Consider the following 16933-nt stretch of genomic DNA (forward strand, 5'->3'; position numbering starts at 1 on the left):
GTTGACGTTGCCGTCAACTACTGCCGTCACCCCACGAAGAGGCCCCACCAGGAGTCACCTGGCGGGGCTTGGCTACCCCAACGACTTGAGGCCCCGTCCGGAGCGGACGGGGCCTCAAACCTGACACTTTGAGCTACACCTGATCCAGCTCCGCGAGCGAAGCGGAGATCAGGTCACTCAGTTCGACCAAGTCGCCGGAAGTCCTCGCCGATTCGAGCGCAAACTTGGCCGCCGGCCTCGCATCGGGATCATTCAATCCGCAAATCAGGAGGAGATCGATTGCCGAACTCCTACAGTCAATGTTCTTGGACATCTCCAAGATCTCGCAATAAGCAGGAAATCCGAGGAGGATACCCTTCAGGCATTCCTTGGTGATCTCTCCTGCCTGCGATTGGAGTTGCTTATGTCCTTCCGAGGCAATGATAGCCAGCGTTTCCAGAGCTCTGGCCAGGGTGTGACCATTGAAGCTGTAAATCCCGTGGACAAGACATCGAGCTGCTGCGGCGGAAGACTCCGACAGGGTACCCGGCGACACGCTCTCGTCCTCGATCCGCTGAACCGCCAGATCCACGTCATCGTCGGATACTGCTTCACGCAGGTCGATGAGTGCGGAGCGCAGGATCAGTGAGTCTTCAGCCCAAAGGCTCCGCAGCGAACTCCAATCATGCCGGTCGATCTCAACCTTCATGCCAGCCCTCCGCTTAGTCAAAGAGCCTAAGGACATCGGTATTGAATGCTGTCCCGGCTGCCGGGAACGCACCACGCCCGTATCTAGATTCACACGAGGAGCAGATTTTTACCTGCTTGAGTTCCGTCGGAGCCTTCCTTGGGCGTACCGCCGAAGTGAACACTATCTTGCTCGGATCGCCCCCAAGTGCGCTCACGACGCACGCCTCGGCACATGCCCCATTGAAAGCGTTGGCGGCGGCGGCAAACTGCCTTGTCTCCGTATTGTATCCAGCCGTGACTACCGCAGGTCGTTTGTTGGTAGGCATTGCTCCGATTTCCCTGGCAAAGCGATCCCTTTCGCCTTGCGCTGCTGTCAGAAGGTCCCCGTCCGAGAGCCCGGAACCATCCTGCGGAGTGCTCGTCGTGCAGTTGTGGACAAGGACCGCCGTGGCCCCCGCCAGCACATAGTACGTGTGCTACGCGACCCCTCTCCACCTGCTTTTTCGCAGGTCAGCGGTGGTTTGACGGTCCGTCGGTGTCCGTGGATGTGCGCTGAAGTCCGTGGTTGTTGCCGTCACTACTGCCGTCAGAGGTGTAGACCAGTAGTGTTGTCGTCGGCTGCGCGCGTGATCCTACTGCCATGCACCGGGCTCGGCACGGACGATAGTGCGGGTGGTCTGCTCGTACGACTGGTGACCGGTCTGCGCGCAGTGCCCGGCGATCCAGCGCGTCAGCTCCTCGGGGGTGTGCAGCTCGCCGGACGCGGCTCCGCAGTCCTGTTCTTCGCCGGTGATGCAGACGGCTTCGAAGGTCGGCAGCGCCAGGGGGTCGGTCACGGTGGTCACGTGGTACTCGCGGAAGCGGTAGCGGGTGGTCTTGCCCATCAGCCTTCCTCGTTCCCGGCAAGGGGGCTGGCGTTCGCAGGTTCACCCTCCTCGGCCGCCTCCTCCTGCGGCGCCGGGATGCGCTCTCCGCGCGACTCGGCGACCCTGAGCGCGTCCGACAGGGCCTCGGTCAGCCGGCGGGCGAGCCAGCGGTACTCGATGGCCGACTGCGCTTTGGCTCCGGAGGCCAGGATGCCCCGGGCGTACTCCAGCAGCTCCTGGCCCATGCCGAGCTGCACGGTTTCGATGCCGTCGGCGAGCGTCGAGATGTAGCCGCTGCCGTCGGTGCTCAGGTAGCAGGGGCGCCCACCCTCGGTGGTCCATGGCAGCAGCCGGGGTCCCGCCATGCCCGACGCCGCTTCGTGCAACTCCCTGCGACGCAGGCGATCCGCGTCGCTCCTCGGCATGCCCATAGTGGATCCCCGGCCTCGGTCGCTGGAACAGGACACGGCGACCGTAACGACCTGACCACACGTCAATCCACGGACCCAGCACGGCAGATAGCAACGCAATGTCCGTGAACTGCCACGCTACGTAGCAGCTATCCGACGACGCCCAGGTAGCCGGCCATCTCGCGCATGTCGCTGGTCAGCGTACGCTTGCGCTTGCTCAGGATCTCCTGCATCGTCTCGGCCGCCGAGTTCTGGTGCCTCAGCCACTCGGGGGCGGCTTCACGAGCGCGGGTCAGCTCGTCCATGGCGGCCGACAGGTCTCCGGTTCGGGTGTGGGCGCGCGCCATGTCCAGGGTGAAGCGGTTCCCGTCGTTCGTGCTGGGCCTGCCCAGTCGCTTCCACGCCTTCGGCGACAGCTCGACCTCTTCGCCCGCTTTGCGCACCACCGCGCGGGCATCGCCGACGACCATGGAGTCTTCGAGCGACTTGATGGCGGCGGTCACCGGTCCGAAGACGGACCAGTGCCGGGAGACGTTGCGGTGCGCCGTGCCGACGGCGGTTGCCGCCACCCGCGCCGCCCTGCGGTACTCCCTGGCCTCGTCCGGGCGGTTGTTACGTGCCGCCGCGGCTGCGGCCTCCATGGCCAACCCTCCCCACACCGCGTAGTGGTCGGGCTCGGCACCAGTGATCTTCGGCTCCACCACGTCCATGCTCTGGGCGGCGATCCGCTCCGCCTCCTCCAGCCGGCCTTGCCGCACCAGCAGCCAGCACATGCAGCCGACTCCGGAGCCAGCCGCGAGCAGGTCCCCGCCCTCCCGGGCGTCCGCGATGGCTCCTCGCAGGGCCGTGTAGGCGATGTCGTACTGCCTCACCTGCGTGAGATACGTGCCGGCCAGGCGCAACGCCTCGGCGCGGGCGAGCAGGGCCTGCCGGTGCTCTTCGCCGCTGTCGTAGTGGGCGACGGCCCGCGCGGCGTCCCGCAACAGGCCGGGCAGTTGGGCGGCGACGCTCTTGTAGCTGTCGGAGAAGTACAGCACCCGCGCGTCTCGAACCGTTCGGGCGTAGGCGCGCAGGTTCGGTTCCTCGCCCACGGCCTGGGCGTCCTGGTCCACGAGCCCGACCGCCGGGGTGAGTGCGGCGCGAAGCTGGATGAGGTTGAGCCGGTTCGGCTCCTCCGCCCGTCCCACGGGCTCCGGTGCGTCGGACGCGACGAGTGCCGCCGTGGGGATGCCCAGAGCGCGGGCCAGAGCGTGAAGCGTCTCCATGCGCACCGTTCCGCCTTGCTCGACCTTCCGGACGGTCGCCGGGGACAGGCCCGCTGCGTGGGCAAGTTCCTCCTGGCTCATCCCGGCGCGGCGCCGGTACTTCCGTACGTTGTCCGCGAGTTCCATCGTCATCTGCTCACCACCTCCAGCGCCACGGTACGCCTGATGGGCGAACTGACCGGGCTCTGTGGGCAGATACCCACCCGAGACGGTGACCCACCGCCACGCGCAACGCCGGGGGCACGCGGTTGACTGGAATGGCGCGGCGCCGGAGCCTCCGGCAGGCTGCGGGCCTGAGCGGGACGGGTCCCTCGTCGGTCGGGCAGCTTCGCCGGACCAGGGTTCTCCGGGGGCCGCCAAGGCTCACCAGGTGACGCTTGCGCTCGGCCTTGGCGGCCTCCGGGGGTTCCTGGTACGCCTTCGGGGACCGGCCGGCGAGGGGCACGGCCCGCGACCCGCGACCTCTCACCACGACGGTGCCGCAGCAGTGCTCGGCCTCTGGTCCCTCGGAGGGAGGGCCTGGGGTGAGGTAGAGCCTTGTTGACCACGGCCGCTCTCGCTGGTGTTGCGCGCCCGGACGGGCGGGGGTGCCGCTAAGCGGGGCGGAGACAGGAGCGGGCGGCGGCCCCGCCGGGCCGGAGCGCGCGCGGCCCGCGACAGCGGGCCGCCTTGATCAAGTAAAGAAACTCTAAACAGTTCTCCAGGGCGCTGCACCCGCCGCCTGATGCGGCACCGGCCAGCTGTCAGCTACGGGGACGTTGCAGACGATGCCTGAACTGTTCCAGGGCTGCTGCCAGGTACTCGCCTGGGCGAGGATTCCTGAGTCCTTGGCCGTTGTGGAGGGTCGGTAGGTTCAGGCTGTGTCGTGTGATCGCCCGATCCCCGCCGCCACACCTCCGCAGCCCTCAGAGCCCGGGGATTCCGGCTGAGGGCTGCCACGACCCGCCTCCCGGCGAAGCCCCCCGTCCGTTGACGTTGCCGTCAACTACTGCCGTCACCCCACGCAGAGGCCCCGCCAGGAGTCACCTGGCGGGGCCTCTGTTCGCTCGCGTTACAGCGTGATCGACGCTCTGCTACCGCGTCCAGGCGAAGCGTTGTGGCAGCCCCCCACACAGCGGGGCAGGGATGCGCTCGGATTGCGAGACAGGATCCGGACCGTAAGCCCCACGAAACAACGGGACTGACAAATCGAATCAAAAGTCCGGATAGGTGTTCACATATTCAGAGTTTAGGAATTCCGTAAAAGATCCCCAATGGCTCATTGGAGCGGCCTCCCCTTCCATGTAGAGGGACACGGGAGGATCTTGCAGGGATGTCGACTCCATCCAATAGACCTGATACCCCTGATGCATGGCAAATACAACAGCACCATCAGGCAGATCTATCCCTCCAGGATTATCGGAGAAAAAATCATCGCCAGCTCGCCGCATGTCGAGGATTACGGGGAAGAAGGCATCGGTTCCACGGAGGATCCCGCCAGCACCACGCCCCATCAGGGACAGGAACTCCCCATACTGTTCAGGGACCCTCCGAATGCCCCACAGGTCGCGAACGCGGTCAATTTCCGCATTGGTCATCCCTGCGACGGAATCAGGGGCAATCCGCCTTACGGTCGCAGCGATATCCGGGATAGAAAGCATCAGCCAACTCCCGTAGAAATATTAATCTGGATTCCAGGAAACGCCTTACTGAACTGACCTATTAGGCCCTCGCAGCTCGGGCAGACGATGCGCTCTGAGTACAGATCTATCGTGCCCTTGGATTCAGGAGTAAGGCGCTGCGCCAACGTTTCGAAAATGTGAGTCTCCGAATCATAAGGTCGAGTGCCGGGGTCAAACCTTCGCGTGACAGGCATGCCAGTCTCTCCAGGGTTTACATGCTTCCCGCTCGTCGCCGTCATGAAATCATTCGACCCATCGACCCGCACCCGCGCCACGGCGATATTCTTGTCCGCCTTAACGCCGAGGCCGTTATTTGCGTTGACCCGGTGATCAGCCGCCATTTCGGCAAGATCGCAGTTGTGGACGAGGACCGGCGTGGCCCCTGCCAGCACATAGTACGTGTGGAGCTGGTTGACGGTCAGGTTGTGTGTGGTGACGGCGTAGGGGTAGTTGCGGACGGACTGGATGATGAGGGTGGTGCCGTCGGGCTGGCGGAGGTGTTCGCCGGGGGTGAGTTCACCGGCGTCGACCCACTGCTGGCGGGATTCGCTCCAGTAGGGGTGGTGGTGAGTCGAGGTGATCTTCGACTGGTGGTCCGCCGGCGGGCCTCGGGGGGCCGCGTCGTCAGTGAGGGTGAGGTCGGTGAAGTCCTTGTCGTCGGGGGTCAGGATGGTGGCGGTGACCGTCTCCGGGCGGGTCTCGCCGGTCTGAGGGTCGGTGGCCATGACGACGTCGCCCTCGTGGATGTCGTCGATGGACTTGAGACTGCCGTCGCCCATCAGCACCTTGGTGCCGGTGGGGAAGCTGTTGCGGCAACCGACGGGCACTTCGTCGGCTTCCTTGGCTACGGCCTTGCTCTCTGTCCCTGCCGCGTCGGTTGCTGTTTCTCTTGCTGCTTTTTCTTCTGCGGCACTGGCTGCCGCCTTTTCGGCTGCCCGTGCTTCCGATGCCGCAGTCCTGGCGGTGACGTAGGCGGCTTCGGCCTCCCTGGCGGTGCGTTCACCTGCCCGGATGGCGTCGTAGGCCTTGTTGATCTCCTTGTAGATCTTCAGCGCTTGGATGCCGACCTTCACGGCTTTGAGGATCTTGCCCCAGGGCACCACGTTGAGCGCAGTGTTGATGCAGCTCATCACGTCGCCCTTGGTGAAGCAGTCGCGAGCGTCGTTGAAACCGATCAGATCGCCGACCAGGTCGACCACCTTGTGCACGAGCTCATCGCGCTTGTGCTTGGCCTCGTTCACGACCTTGTCGGCGGCGTCCATCCGACTCTTCGCGGTCTGCTCCTGCGCCGTGGGCTTGGGCAGCGAGGCCAGGGTGCTGGGCGACCAGGTCGCCGGGGTGATGTAGGAGTAGCCGTGGCCGTCGTCCTTTTCGGCGGCGAGGCCGTTGCACTCGGCCGGGGTGTCACACGTGGGCCTCAGACCGTTGGCGTCCGACTTGTTGATCGGGCTGTTGTTGGCGTACGAGTAGGCGTTCCACTGCTGGGGATCACTGGCGACCGTGATGGGGTCGGGACTGATGAAGCGGCCCGTCTTGGGGTCGTACTCGCGGGCACCGAGGAGGGTGAAGCCGGTGGCCTTCTCCTTGGTGCCGCCGACGAAGCCCTTGTCGCCGGCCCAGACGCCCGCATCCGGCTGGGTGCCGCGTTCGTTGCCGAACGGGTCGGTGGGACGGCGGACCTGGGCAAGGTCATAGGAGTCGAACTGCACGCCGTTGGTGCCGTGTGGGTCGGAACCCTGGTAGGCGAGCGTGGACGTGCCGCTGGTGGTGGTGCGGGTGATGGAGAGGCCGTTGGGCGCCGCGTAGCTGCGGACGTTGGTGACCGCTCCGGTGTTGGTGTCGAGGGTCAGCTGGTCCGCGCCCAGATTGAGCGTGGTCTTGCCCGGGTCGCGGCGGATCAGCTGGTTTCCGGACAGGTCGTACAGGTAGCTGGTGGCGCCGCTCTGGCCGGTGCCGGTGATCTGGTCGAGCTTGCCCTGGGCGTTCCAGGTCAGGTTCCTGGTGCCCGGGGTGTCGGTGATCGAGGTGGTGTTGCCCGCGGCGTCGTAGGTGTACGAGGTCACCCCGGTTCCGGCCGGACCGGTCCGGGTGGACTTCATCAGCGCGTGCGGACCGCCGGTGCCGCCGCCCGTCTTCGGGTCGGAGGACGGGGTGTTGGGGCCGGCGCCGAACGTCTGGGTGGTGGTGACATCCTTGCCGGTGTCGCCGTTGACGTCCTTCTGGACCAGCTTGGTGCGGTTGCCGATGAGGTCGTACTCGTACTGCTGCCAGTAGGGCGCCGGACCGCCGACGCTCGGCTTACCGCCGCTCGCGGACGGGCCATCGGTGTTGGCGCAGGCGCCGACACCGGGAACGCTCGGCTGCGGACGGGTGGTCTGGGTGCCGTTGTCGGTCCAGGCCTGGGTGAGCCGGCCGAGGTAGTCGTGGGTGAAGCATTGCAGGTCGGCGACCAGGCCGTCCTGCGCGTTGCGGGCCGAGGTGACCTGACCCATCGGGTTGTAGGTGTAGTCGATCGCGTCGACGTGTGAGAGAGGGGCGTTCTGCTTGTCGAGCAGTGAACGGGTGACCCGGCCGGTGGCGTTGTCAATGATCATGGTGGAGACGACCTGCGCGCCGGCGCCGCCCACGGTGGTCCGGTACGGCCGGCCGTACGGGTCGTAGCGGACGTCGGCCACGTAGGTCGTCGACGGGGCCAACCCGAAGGCGCTGGACAGGGCCGCGAACTGGCCCATCACGTCCGTGACGAAGGTCAGCTTCTCCCGGCCCATGCCGGCGACCGCCGGCATCAGGGTGTTGGTCAGCCGACCGGCCGTGTCGTAGGTGTTGTCGGTCTGGTAGGTGCCGGCGAGGCCGCCCTCGGCTGCCGGGATGGTGGTCTTGGCGCCGAGTTCGCGGTATCCGATGTCGTAGCCGGTGATCTCCGACTTGTACGCGGTTCCGCCCGCTCCGCCGACGTAGCGGGTCGAGGAGCTCGGCTTGCCCTTGGCGAGGGTGTCGTAGGTCCAGGCGGCGACCTGCTTGGCGGGGTCGGTCGCCGCGCCCTCGTACGCCGCGACGGTGCGGCCGAGCAGGTCGGTGACGGTGGTGGCGCTCTTGCCCCGGGAGTCCGTCGCGGTGACGAGGTTCTTGGCGTCGTCGTAGCTGGTGGTGCCGGTGCCCGAGTCAGGGTCGGTGGACTTCACCGGGCGGCCCAGCTGGTCGTACTCGTACGACCAGAGGTTCCCGGCCGCGTCCTTGCGCCAGGCTTCCCTGCCTTCCGGCGTGTAGCCGTAGGTGGTCTCGTCGTACGCGCCGGTCGGGGTGTTGGCCTTGTACTGGCGCAGCGCGAGCGTGTTGCCGCGGGCATCCTTGACGGTCGCGGACGCATAGCCTCCAGCGGGCGGGGTGACGCGGACCTCGTCTGCGCCCAGGAAGTCGGTGTGGGTGCGCCACTGCTCGACGCCGTAGGACTGGAAGACCGAGTCGGTGACCCGGCCTGCGCCGTCGAACTGTTGAACTGTCTGGGAGGGGATCTTGCTGTCGGGGTTCACACCGCCGTTGGGCAGGAAGAGCTGGCCGCTGGGCTGCGCCTGGTCGTTGTAATAGGCGGCGCTGGTCTTGGTCTGCCGACCCTTGGAGTCGAACAGCGCATCGGTGATCATGCGGCCGGTGGCGCCCGACGGGGTGCTGGCCTGGGTCTGGCGGACGCGACCGAGGCCGTCGTAGATGGTGAAGCTGGAGGTGTAGGTCTTCAGGTCGCCCATCAGCGCCTGGGTGAGCACCTGCGAGGGAGCGTTCGTGCCGTTGACCGAGTAGGAGAACCTCCGGTTCGGGCGGTCCGGAAAGCTACTTCGGTCGTTGCCCGGGCTCCAGCCGGCGGTCGCGCGGCCGAGGGAGTCGAAGTCCTGCTCGCTGATGCGGCCGTTCTCGTCCTGGATCTTGAGCGGCGAACCACGGCCCACATCCAAAGTGCTGACGGTCTGCCAGCCCATCGGATTGGTGTGGGTGACCTGGGTCGGCAGCTGACCGGTGGCCGGGGAGTACGCGGTCTTGGTCTCGGCGCCGGTCGGGTGAGCAGTGTCGGTGCGACTCGGGTCGACCGTGCTGATCACCCGGCCGTAGGCGTCGAAGCTCGCCCGCGCGGTGGCCCGGTAGACCGGCTGACCGGCGGTGTCGTAACGCTCCAGGACCTCGGTGGCGGTCTGCTCGGACTTGGTGCCGGACTTGCCGAGGGGCAGGCCGTCGAAGTACGCCCGGGTGTCGGCGACGGTGTTGTCCTTCGTCGCGGTCCGACCGCAGGCGCCCTTGAGGACCAGAGTGCGCGAGGCTAGCTGCGTCACCGCGCCGTTCGGACCACCGGCGTAGGTGAAGGAGGTACAGAGCAGTTGCTCGGGGTGAGCCAGGTCGCCGTTGTCGTTGACGGTCAACGGGCGGGCGACGGGTGTCGAGTCGTACGTGGTGGAGCGCTCGCTCGTACGCCAGCCGTTGGCCAGCTTCTCCCGGTTGGTCACCTTGGCCGCGTTGACGGCCCGGGCGGTGATCGGCGGCATGCCACTGGACTGCTTGCGGGTGGCCGTGACCGGACCCAGCCACGGGTCGGAGACCGTGGTGGAGAGGACCTCTCCGTTCTCCCCGTTGTAGTTGGTGGAGTCTCGGATGTAGCCGACCAGGACGTTCTCGTCCTTGATGGTGCCGCCGTGGACGTCGGTCACGGACACTTGGCGCGCGGTTCCGTTGGCGAGGACGTCACCGTCCATGCCACGCAGGAACGTGGCGACCGTCTTGGTGCGCGGCGACTCGACGTCGCTGCCGCTACCGGTGAGGGTCGTGACCGTCGCGTACCCGCGGAACTGGTCCCAGGTACGGGTCTTGGGGTCGGCCATCTCGGAGTCGTTGCGGTGCCAGGCCGCGCCGCCGCCGTAGACGTAGTCGGTGACGACCGCGGGCTGGCCGCCGGCGACCGAGTCCTCCTGGGTCACGGACTGCACGACGATCTTGTTGAACCAGTCGTTCACCGGGTCCGGCGCGCTCTGCCCGGGCAGGTACCACTTGACCGGCATGCAGGCCATCGTGTTGCCGTCCTCGGAGGACGGCATCTTCCCGCCCGCTTCGCGCGAGCACTCGGCGGTCCGGTAGACGACGTTGATCAGGCCACCGGTCTCGGTGGTGATCGTCTGAATGCGCGGACGGTTGTACGACTCGATCGAGGCCGAGGTGCCGTCCGGCCGAACGATCTGGCCCTTGACGCGGTTGGCGATCTGCAGCGGCTGGAACGAGACCGCCGGAAGGGTGAGCGGCGTACGGCCGTTGCTGCCGGTGCGCTGGACCGAGTCCAGCCACAGCGACGGGGAGGTGCCGTCACCCGGATCCTGGAAGGACTGCTTGAGGGCGAAGGAGTCGACGGGGCGGTAGGAGCTGCCGGTCCAGACCTCGGTGTCGATCGTCGTGAGACGCTTGGTCGTCCAGAACGTGGGCGAGTAGACGGTGCAGTCGCCGGTCGCGTCGCAGGTCTGGTCGATCGGTGTGTCCGGCCAGGACTTGGCATTGGCCTTGGTCCGCTGCGACGGATCGCAGGTGGTCGTGCCGTTCGGCAGGCAGCGCTCGGCGGTGCGGAACCACACCTGGGCGGCCGGATTGGCCTTGCCCTTGGCGGCGATCTGGTCGGGCAGCCGCTGGCCGTAGCCCACCCAGACCGGGTAACTCGCGCGCTGGTACTTGGCCCGGGGGCCGTTGCCGTTGTTCTGGCCGCCGCCCTGGACGTAGGAGTTCTGCTCCTGCTCGTACCGGTAGGTGATCAGGTTCTGGTGAGGGTCGACGACGTAGTCGAGCGACCACTGCCATCCCATCTGGGACCAGGAGTTGGTGGCCGGCGAGCCGCCCTTCAGGCACGGATCCTGGCCGCCCGGCCAGTAGATCGGCACGGTGGAGACCGAGTTGCTGGCCTGATCGGTGCCGTCGCCGCCGGGCAGGTGGTTCGCGCCGAAGTAGTACTGAGTGCCGTCGACGGTGGTGATCCGCCAGGCTTCGCCGTTCCAGGCACCGTTGGCCTGCCCGGTCAGCCGCTCGACCTTGGTGCCGTCCTCGCCCTGCAGATGCCACTCACAGGAGTCGTCGTCCTTGACCAACTGGCCGGCATGTCCGGCGAGCGAGAGCTGGAGCAGGTCGCCGCCCCAGCACTGGTCGCCCGACTTGTCGATCCCGGCGTCCTTGCATCCCTTGTAGCCGCGGACGATGGAACCCGGGTGCCATTCCCAGCCCTCGCCGATCCAGGACGGCTGGGCGTTGGTGGAAGCGGTCTTGCCGTCCACGGCGGAGGAGTCGTAGCCGAGCGAGACGTCGGGAGCCGGGCCCGCCAGTGCGGAGGGCAGCTCGACGGTGTAGCCGTAGGTGAAGTTGCCCGCGTTGGCGCCGGCCTGCCAGGACGCGGACGGCGTGATCGGCGAGGCGGTGAAGTCACCGCCGCTGCCGCTGGGGGCCGCCTCGGCCGCGAGCGCCACCGTGGACGTGTTCGCCGACGGGCTTCCGAAGGCACCGGCTGCGAAGGACTTGGAGGCGACGCCGGTGGTCGGCTGTGGGAGGTCGACCTCGGCCACCAACCGGCCCGTGGCCTCGTCCTGGTGGGACGGTACGGGGGTGCGCGTGGTGCAACCGGGGGCGCCCGGGGTCGTCAGGGCACACCCGGGCAGCTGGACGATCCGGGCCCGCGAGGCCCAGTTGGCGCCGGCGTTCTTCGCCCAGGGCTGGACATCGATCCCGACCTGGACCCGCCCGGCTCCGCCGCCGTCGCCGGTGTCGCTGAGGGCGACCAGGGCGCCGTTCACGCCGGCAGCAGTGGCGAGGCCCTGGTCGGCCAGGTCGACCTGGATGGTCGGGGCTCCGCCCTTGGCGGCCGGGGTCGACGGGACATTCCGGGGGGCCTGTTGGGCGCCGGCGGATGGCGTGATCCAGACAGGTAGCGAGCCGGCCTGGACCGCGCCCGTGGAAGCGGCTGTCGGGGCCGGCGCGTCATTGGAGGCCGACGCCGCGGTCGCCTTGGCACCCGCGCCGTCGAGCGTGGCGATGGCTCTGCCGGACGGTGGGCTGGAGTCGGCCGGTGGCGACCACTTCTTTCCGGGGTCGGGCGTGCGGCCCGAGACCTTGGCGTCCGAACCCTTCACCGGGAGGGTCTCCGGCACTGGTGTGTTCGGCGGCACCCAGACCTTCGGGGGGTCGGCGGTGCTGGCGACCGCCTCGACCGAGGGGAGCGTCACCACCGACATGCAGACGGCCAGGGCGGCCATCGCGGCCAGCCGCGAACTTCGCGAGCGGGTGAACAGGCGGAATTGACGAGACAATTGACTCCCCCACATATTGCCAAAGCTTGAAGCGGGCCGACCACGTCAGCCCAGGCCACCGGCACTTTAGGGGCACACGACCAATCAAAAGTATGGAAAGCTTAAAATTACTTCATGTGATCCATGTCACTCGGAGAGCAATGCGTCACCACCTCAGACAACTCGGACACCTTGTCGACAAAATGCTTTGACAGTCGAACAGGCGTGAAGGCAGCGTGCGGATGACCTCTACTCGCATCACCAAAGACGACAGGTTCTTCATGCCGAGGCCACAACCTCCATCCCTTTCAGCTTCCAAGCGAACTATGAAAAGCCGGACATTCGGCGCAGCCTTTCTCCCGCTCGCCTGCACGGCCGCGCTCTCCCTCGGTGCCAGCCTGCTGGCCGCGCCGAGCATCGCGTTCGCGGCTCCTCCCGACCGCAACCACGGCCCCGCCGACACCTCCTGGCCATCCCATCCGGCACCTCCGGCCAAGGGCGGCCCGACCGACGCTCGGTCGGCCCAGGCCGAGGCGATACGAGCGGCCCAGGTCAAGGCGAAGAGCACCGGCAAGCCCGTCATCGTCGACGCACTGACCACGGGCAGCAGCCAGACCTCCGCCGACCCGGACGGCACACTGACCAGCGACTCCACCTCGGTCGCGGAGCGGGTCAAGAACGCCGACGGCACCTGGCGTGCCGTGGACGCGACCCTCCGGACCAACCCGGACGGCACACTCGCGCCGACGGCCGTCCCCTCCGCCCTGACCCTCTCCGGCGGCGGCAGCGGACCGCTGGCCACCATGGCGACAGCAGACGGCAAGAAACTGTCACTCAAGGCCCCGTTCGACCTGCCGAAGCCGGAGATCAACGGGAACAGCGCGCTCTACCGCTCCGTCCTGCCCGACGTCGATCTGGAGATGAGCGCCACCACCGCCGGCGGCTGGCGCCAGGTCCTGATCGTCCGCACCGCCCAGGCCGCGACCAACCCGAAGATCAAGAACCTGCACCTGAACATCGTCGCCGACGGGTTGACGGTCAAGGCGGATGCCGTCGGCAACCTGACGGCCGAGGACGTGTCCGGCAAGCCTCGCTTCACCGCTCCGGCACCGGCGATGTGGGACTCCACCCCAGCGACCGCACCCACACCCGCTGCGGCGCCCCAGACCGGAGCCCAGGGCAAGGCCGCCGCAGCGGCCCCCGCAGACAACACGCCGATACCGGTCGAGTCCAGCAGCAAGGGGCCCGGTGTCAACGCCAGGACGGCGCCGATGGCCACCAGCGTGAGTGGCAGCGGCATCGACCTGGTGCCGGACGCCTCGGTGCTCGATCAGGGCACCGGCCCCTGGTACCTCGACCCGGGTTGGAACCCCAGCGTCGACAACGGCGCCCAGGCCTGGGCGCAGGTCCAGGAGGCCTACCCCAGGACCCCGGAGTACAACGGCACCCAGTACGGCCAGGACAAGCCCGCGGCCGGCTACTGCGGGTACATCGACGCGGCCAACCGCTGCGAGAAGGAGGGCCGCGAGCGGGCCTACTTCCAGGTCGGTCTGAACTCGGCGTTCTGGGATTCGACCGTACAGAGCGCCACGCTCTACGCCACCGTCGCGCAGTCGTCGAGCCCTTCCACCTCCACACCGATGGGCCTCTACTCGACCGGGTCGGGCACCAGCAACCCGATCAACCAGTGGACTCGTTGGGAGGCACAGCCCTGCCCTGAGCTGTCGAACTGCTCCAAGGTCGGCATGACCTGGATGAAGGGGGCCGGCGGCATCGAGTTCAACGTCTACAGCCAGATGGCGCAGGCGGCGCGCGAGCACTGGAGCGGCTGGACCTTCCTGTTCGCGCCCGACAACGAGAACTACAAGTTCTACCGCCAGCGGTTCGCCAACAACCCGCACATCGTCGTCACCTACGACTTCACGCCTCGCATCGGCACCCCGGTCATCAGCCCGACCCCGGGATTCGCCCGGGACGCGGCCTACGACCAGTGCCAGACTCCCGGCACCGCCCACCCGTGGGACAACCCAGGCTGGCTCGGCATCAACACCGACATCAACCTGAGCGTGGACACCTGGTCGCCGACCGACGAGCAACTCTGGACCACGTTCAAGATCTGGGACGACGACGACAACGGTTCCTCGAAGCTCTACGAGACCGGCTGGACATCGGGGTGGGGCCGCAAGAACGTGAACGTCGGCTCGCTGATCGATGGTCACCAGTACGGTTGGTTCGCCGCCACCACCGACGGGACGCTCACCAGCGACAACAGCCAGATGTGCTTCCTGCGCATCGACCGGACCCCGCCGACCGCCCGCGTCACCTCGACGGACTTCCCCGAGTCCGGCACGCTCGGCGGCCACCCGAAGCTCGTCGGCCAGAAGGGTGTCTTCACCCTGACCGGCACCGACCCTGCCCCGACCACCGGCGGCCGCTCCTCCGGCCTGGCCTGCGCCCGGTGGACCACGGACCCCGTCCAGGCCGCGGCCACCGGGTGGAACTGCACCGACGGCGGAAACGTCGTCAAGATGAACGGCGACGGCAGCTTCCAACTGGAGTACACCCCCTGGCACTGGGGGACCAACTTCCTCTACCTGCAGACGCAGGACAACGCCGGCAACATGTCACAGCCGGTCGCCTACACCTACTACGTTCCGAGCAACCCCGACGGCCCCGCGCCGATCATGGGTGACATCGACGCCGACAACAAGGCCGACGTCCTGCTGCCGGACGGCACCGGCGCCCTGCGCATGATCGGGGCGAACGCCGACCCGTACGCGGCCCCGAACGCCAAGCCCGTCTCCGCCCCCGGCACCGCCGGCTGGAGCACCGTCCAGACCACGCACCGGGGTTCGTTCAGCGAGCAGAACGTCGACGACCTGATCGCACACGCGCCCGGCGCCGACTCGCTGTACCTGTACGCCAACGACTACATCGCCGCCCACCTGGACGGACAGAGCGCGGTGGCGCTGTCCAAGTCCAGGGACTGTTACCTGGCCGACGGCACGTCGATCACCTGCACCGACTACGGCAACAAGGACACCTGGGCCGGGGTCACCCAGATCGCGGCGTTCGGGTCGCCCACCGGCGACACCGCCGTCAAGAAGGGGACGGGACTGTACGGGCTACCCCGTTCCTCCCTGCTCTTCGTCGAGGGCAGCCGGCTGTGGCTCGCCATGTCGTCCAGCGCCAAGACCCTCGATGGGCCAGCCGTCCTGCTGTCGCAGAGCCAGGCCTGGGACTCCTACGACCTGATCACGCCCGGCCCGACCAAGGGCACGAACGTACCCACGCTGTGGAGCCGGTCCAGGAACGACGGAACCATCCACGCCTACCAGTTGGCCAAGGGCAGCATTCCGGACACCTTCGACAGCTCCGGGTTCACCGACCCCACCAAGGGATGGCTGGCCAACGGGGTCGACCACAGGCTGTACCCGAAGGTCGGCTCCAACGGCGATGTCACCGGTGACGGCGTGCCGGACCTCTGGGCCGTCGACACCAACAACCAGTTGGTCGCCTGGGCTGGCATCGGCACCAAGGCGTCCGACGTCAACAGCGGGCCCACGGTGACCGGTCTGGAGAAGGATCCGGTCGTCCTCGGCAACCTCGACCGCCCGATCGCCAACTGGCTGGCCGCGCCCGACGGCGGCAACACCGTCAAGGACGGCCAGGGCAAGGCCAACGGCACCGCCTCCGGCGTCGGCTGGGGCTGGGACAACGTGGGCGGGAAGGGCACCACGGTCGCGGGCTTCAGCCCGGGCAACGGCTCGAACATCACCACGCAGGGTCCGGTGGTCGACACCCGTAAGAGCTTCACCGTCTCGACCTGGGTGAAGTCCGGCTCGGCAGGCGGCGTCGTCGCCGCCCAGACCGCAAACCACGCCGCCGACTTCATGCTCTACAACGACGGCGGCACCGGGGCCTGGCGGTTCGCGCTGAGCTGGGCCGACGGCGGCGGATGGCCGTTCCACTACACGAGCACCACCAACGCGAACGTGAACTCCCGAGTCGGCGTCTGGACCCAGCTCACGGCCTCGTACAACAGCAAAACCGGGCTGATGTCGCTGTACGTGGACGGGGTTCTCGCCGGAACGGGCTACCACTCGGCCGCCGAGAGCTCCGCACCGTCCGGCCCGTTCGTACTGGGCCGCTACAAGCAGAACGACCAGCCGAGCCCGTCCTTCGACGGCAGCATCAGCAGCACCGCCGTCTACCCCTTCGCGGTGGCTCCCACCGCGCCCGGCACCAGTGGTGTCATCCGGTCGGGCGTCGACGCGAACATGTGCATCGACGACAACGGCTTCGGTACCGCCAACGGCGCCGCGATCCAGTTGTGGGGCTGCCACGGTGACACCTCGCAGCAGTTCTCGCTCGGCAACGACGGCACCGTCCGCGTGCTGGGCGGCTGCATGGCGCCGGTGAACGCCGGCAAGGACAACTACACGAAGATGGAGTACCACGTCTGCGACGGCACGGACCCGCAGAAGTGGATTCCGCTGGCCAACAACGCGCTGTACCACCCGTTCTCGGGCCGCTGCCTGGACCTCCCGGGGTGGCAGGCCGTGAACGGCAACCAGCTCCAGCTGTACGACTGCCACTTCAAGGAGTCCCAGCAGTGGAGCGTCCCGACCCTGCGGACGGCCGTGCTGCCCGCTCCCCCGCGCTCCTGACCTCCACGTCCTGAGTGCACGACAGGGCCCGCCTCGCCAAGGCGAGGCGGGCCCGAGGTGTCTCCGGGGTGGCTCGATCAGGGGATGAACCGGGGCAGAC

7 protein-coding genes are annotated in these 16933 nt (G+C 67.6%); 1 reads left to right on the forward strand and 6 read right to left on the reverse strand.

The features are described 5' to 3' along the window. Positions 1 to 133: 133 nt before the first annotated feature. The 6 genes from ACIO9K_RS23250 to ACIO9K_RS23275 form a co-directional block, all read right to left on the reverse strand. Positions 134 to 688, reverse strand: coding sequence for a hypothetical protein (locus ACIO9K_RS23250; RefSeq protein ID WP_400332607.1), 555 nt, complete (start codon positions 686 to 688; stop codon positions 134 to 136). A gap of 613 nt (positions 689 to 1301) precedes the next feature. Continuing rightward, positions 1302 to 1553: a hypothetical protein gene (locus tag ACIO9K_RS23255; protein WP_400332610.1), complete on the reverse strand. Its 252-nt coding sequence runs from the start codon at positions 1551 to 1553 to the stop codon at positions 1302 to 1304. Continuing rightward, on the reverse strand, positions 1553 to 1960 hold the full coding sequence (locus ACIO9K_RS23260; protein ID WP_400332613.1) for a hypothetical protein: 408 nt from the start codon (positions 1958 to 1960) through the stop codon (positions 1553 to 1555). Before ACIO9K_RS23260 ends, ACIO9K_RS23255 begins: the two co-directional genes overlap by 1 nt. 134 nt (positions 1961 to 2094) lie before the next feature. Further along, positions 2095 to 3342, reverse strand: coding sequence for a helix-turn-helix domain-containing protein (locus ACIO9K_RS23265; protein ID WP_400332615.1), 1248 nt, complete (start codon positions 3340 to 3342; stop codon positions 2095 to 2097). A gap of 1061 nt (positions 3343 to 4403) precedes the next feature. Further along, on the reverse strand, positions 4404 to 4787 hold the full coding sequence (locus ACIO9K_RS23270; protein ID WP_363613232.1) for an SMI1/KNR4 family protein: 384 nt from the start codon (positions 4785 to 4787) through the stop codon (positions 4404 to 4406). Between the two features lie 62 nt (positions 4788 to 4849). Beyond that, positions 4850 to 12184, reverse strand: coding sequence for an RHS repeat-associated core domain-containing protein (locus ACIO9K_RS23275; RefSeq protein WP_400332621.1), 7335 nt, complete (start codon positions 12182 to 12184; stop codon positions 4850 to 4852). A gap of 305 nt (positions 12185 to 12489) precedes the next feature. Here ACIO9K_RS23275 and ACIO9K_RS23280 point away from each other — a divergent pair, with 305 nt between their 5' ends. Beyond that, complete coding sequence (locus ACIO9K_RS23280; protein WP_400332623.1) at positions 12490 to 16833, forward strand: ricin-type beta-trefoil lectin domain protein; 4344 nt, start codon at positions 12490 to 12492, stop codon at positions 16831 to 16833. The last annotated feature ends 100 nt before the right edge of the window (positions 16834 to 16933 follow it).

The organism is Kitasatospora sp. NPDC087271 (assembly GCF_044744605.1).
Taxonomy (GTDB): domain Bacteria; phylum Actinomycetota; class Actinomycetes; order Streptomycetales; family Streptomycetaceae; genus Kitasatospora.

Excerpts from the sequence above, each read along its gene's own strand:
- ACIO9K_RS23270 (WP_363613232.1), bottom strand. The coding sequence starts at position 4,787 with ATGACCAATGCGGAAATTGACCGCGTTCGCGACCTGTGGGGCATTCGG.
- ACIO9K_RS23250 (WP_400332607.1), bottom strand. The coding sequence starts at position 688 with ATGAAGGTTGAGATCGACCGGCATGATTGGAGTTCGCTGCGGAGCCTT.
- ACIO9K_RS23280 (WP_400332623.1), top strand. The coding sequence starts at position 12,490 with ATGAAAAGCCGGACATTCGGCGCAGCCTTTCTCCCGCTCGCCTGCACG.
- ACIO9K_RS23265 (WP_400332615.1), bottom strand. The coding sequence starts at position 3,342 with ATGACGATGGAACTCGCGGACAACGTACGGAAGTACCGGCGCCGCGCC.
- ACIO9K_RS23260 (WP_400332613.1), bottom strand. The coding sequence starts at position 1,960 with ATGCCGAGGAGCGACGCGGATCGCCTGCGTCGCAGGGAGTTGCACGAA.
- ACIO9K_RS23255 (WP_400332610.1), bottom strand. The coding sequence starts at position 1,553 with ATGGGCAAGACCACCCGCTACCGCTTCCGCGAGTACCACGTGACCACC.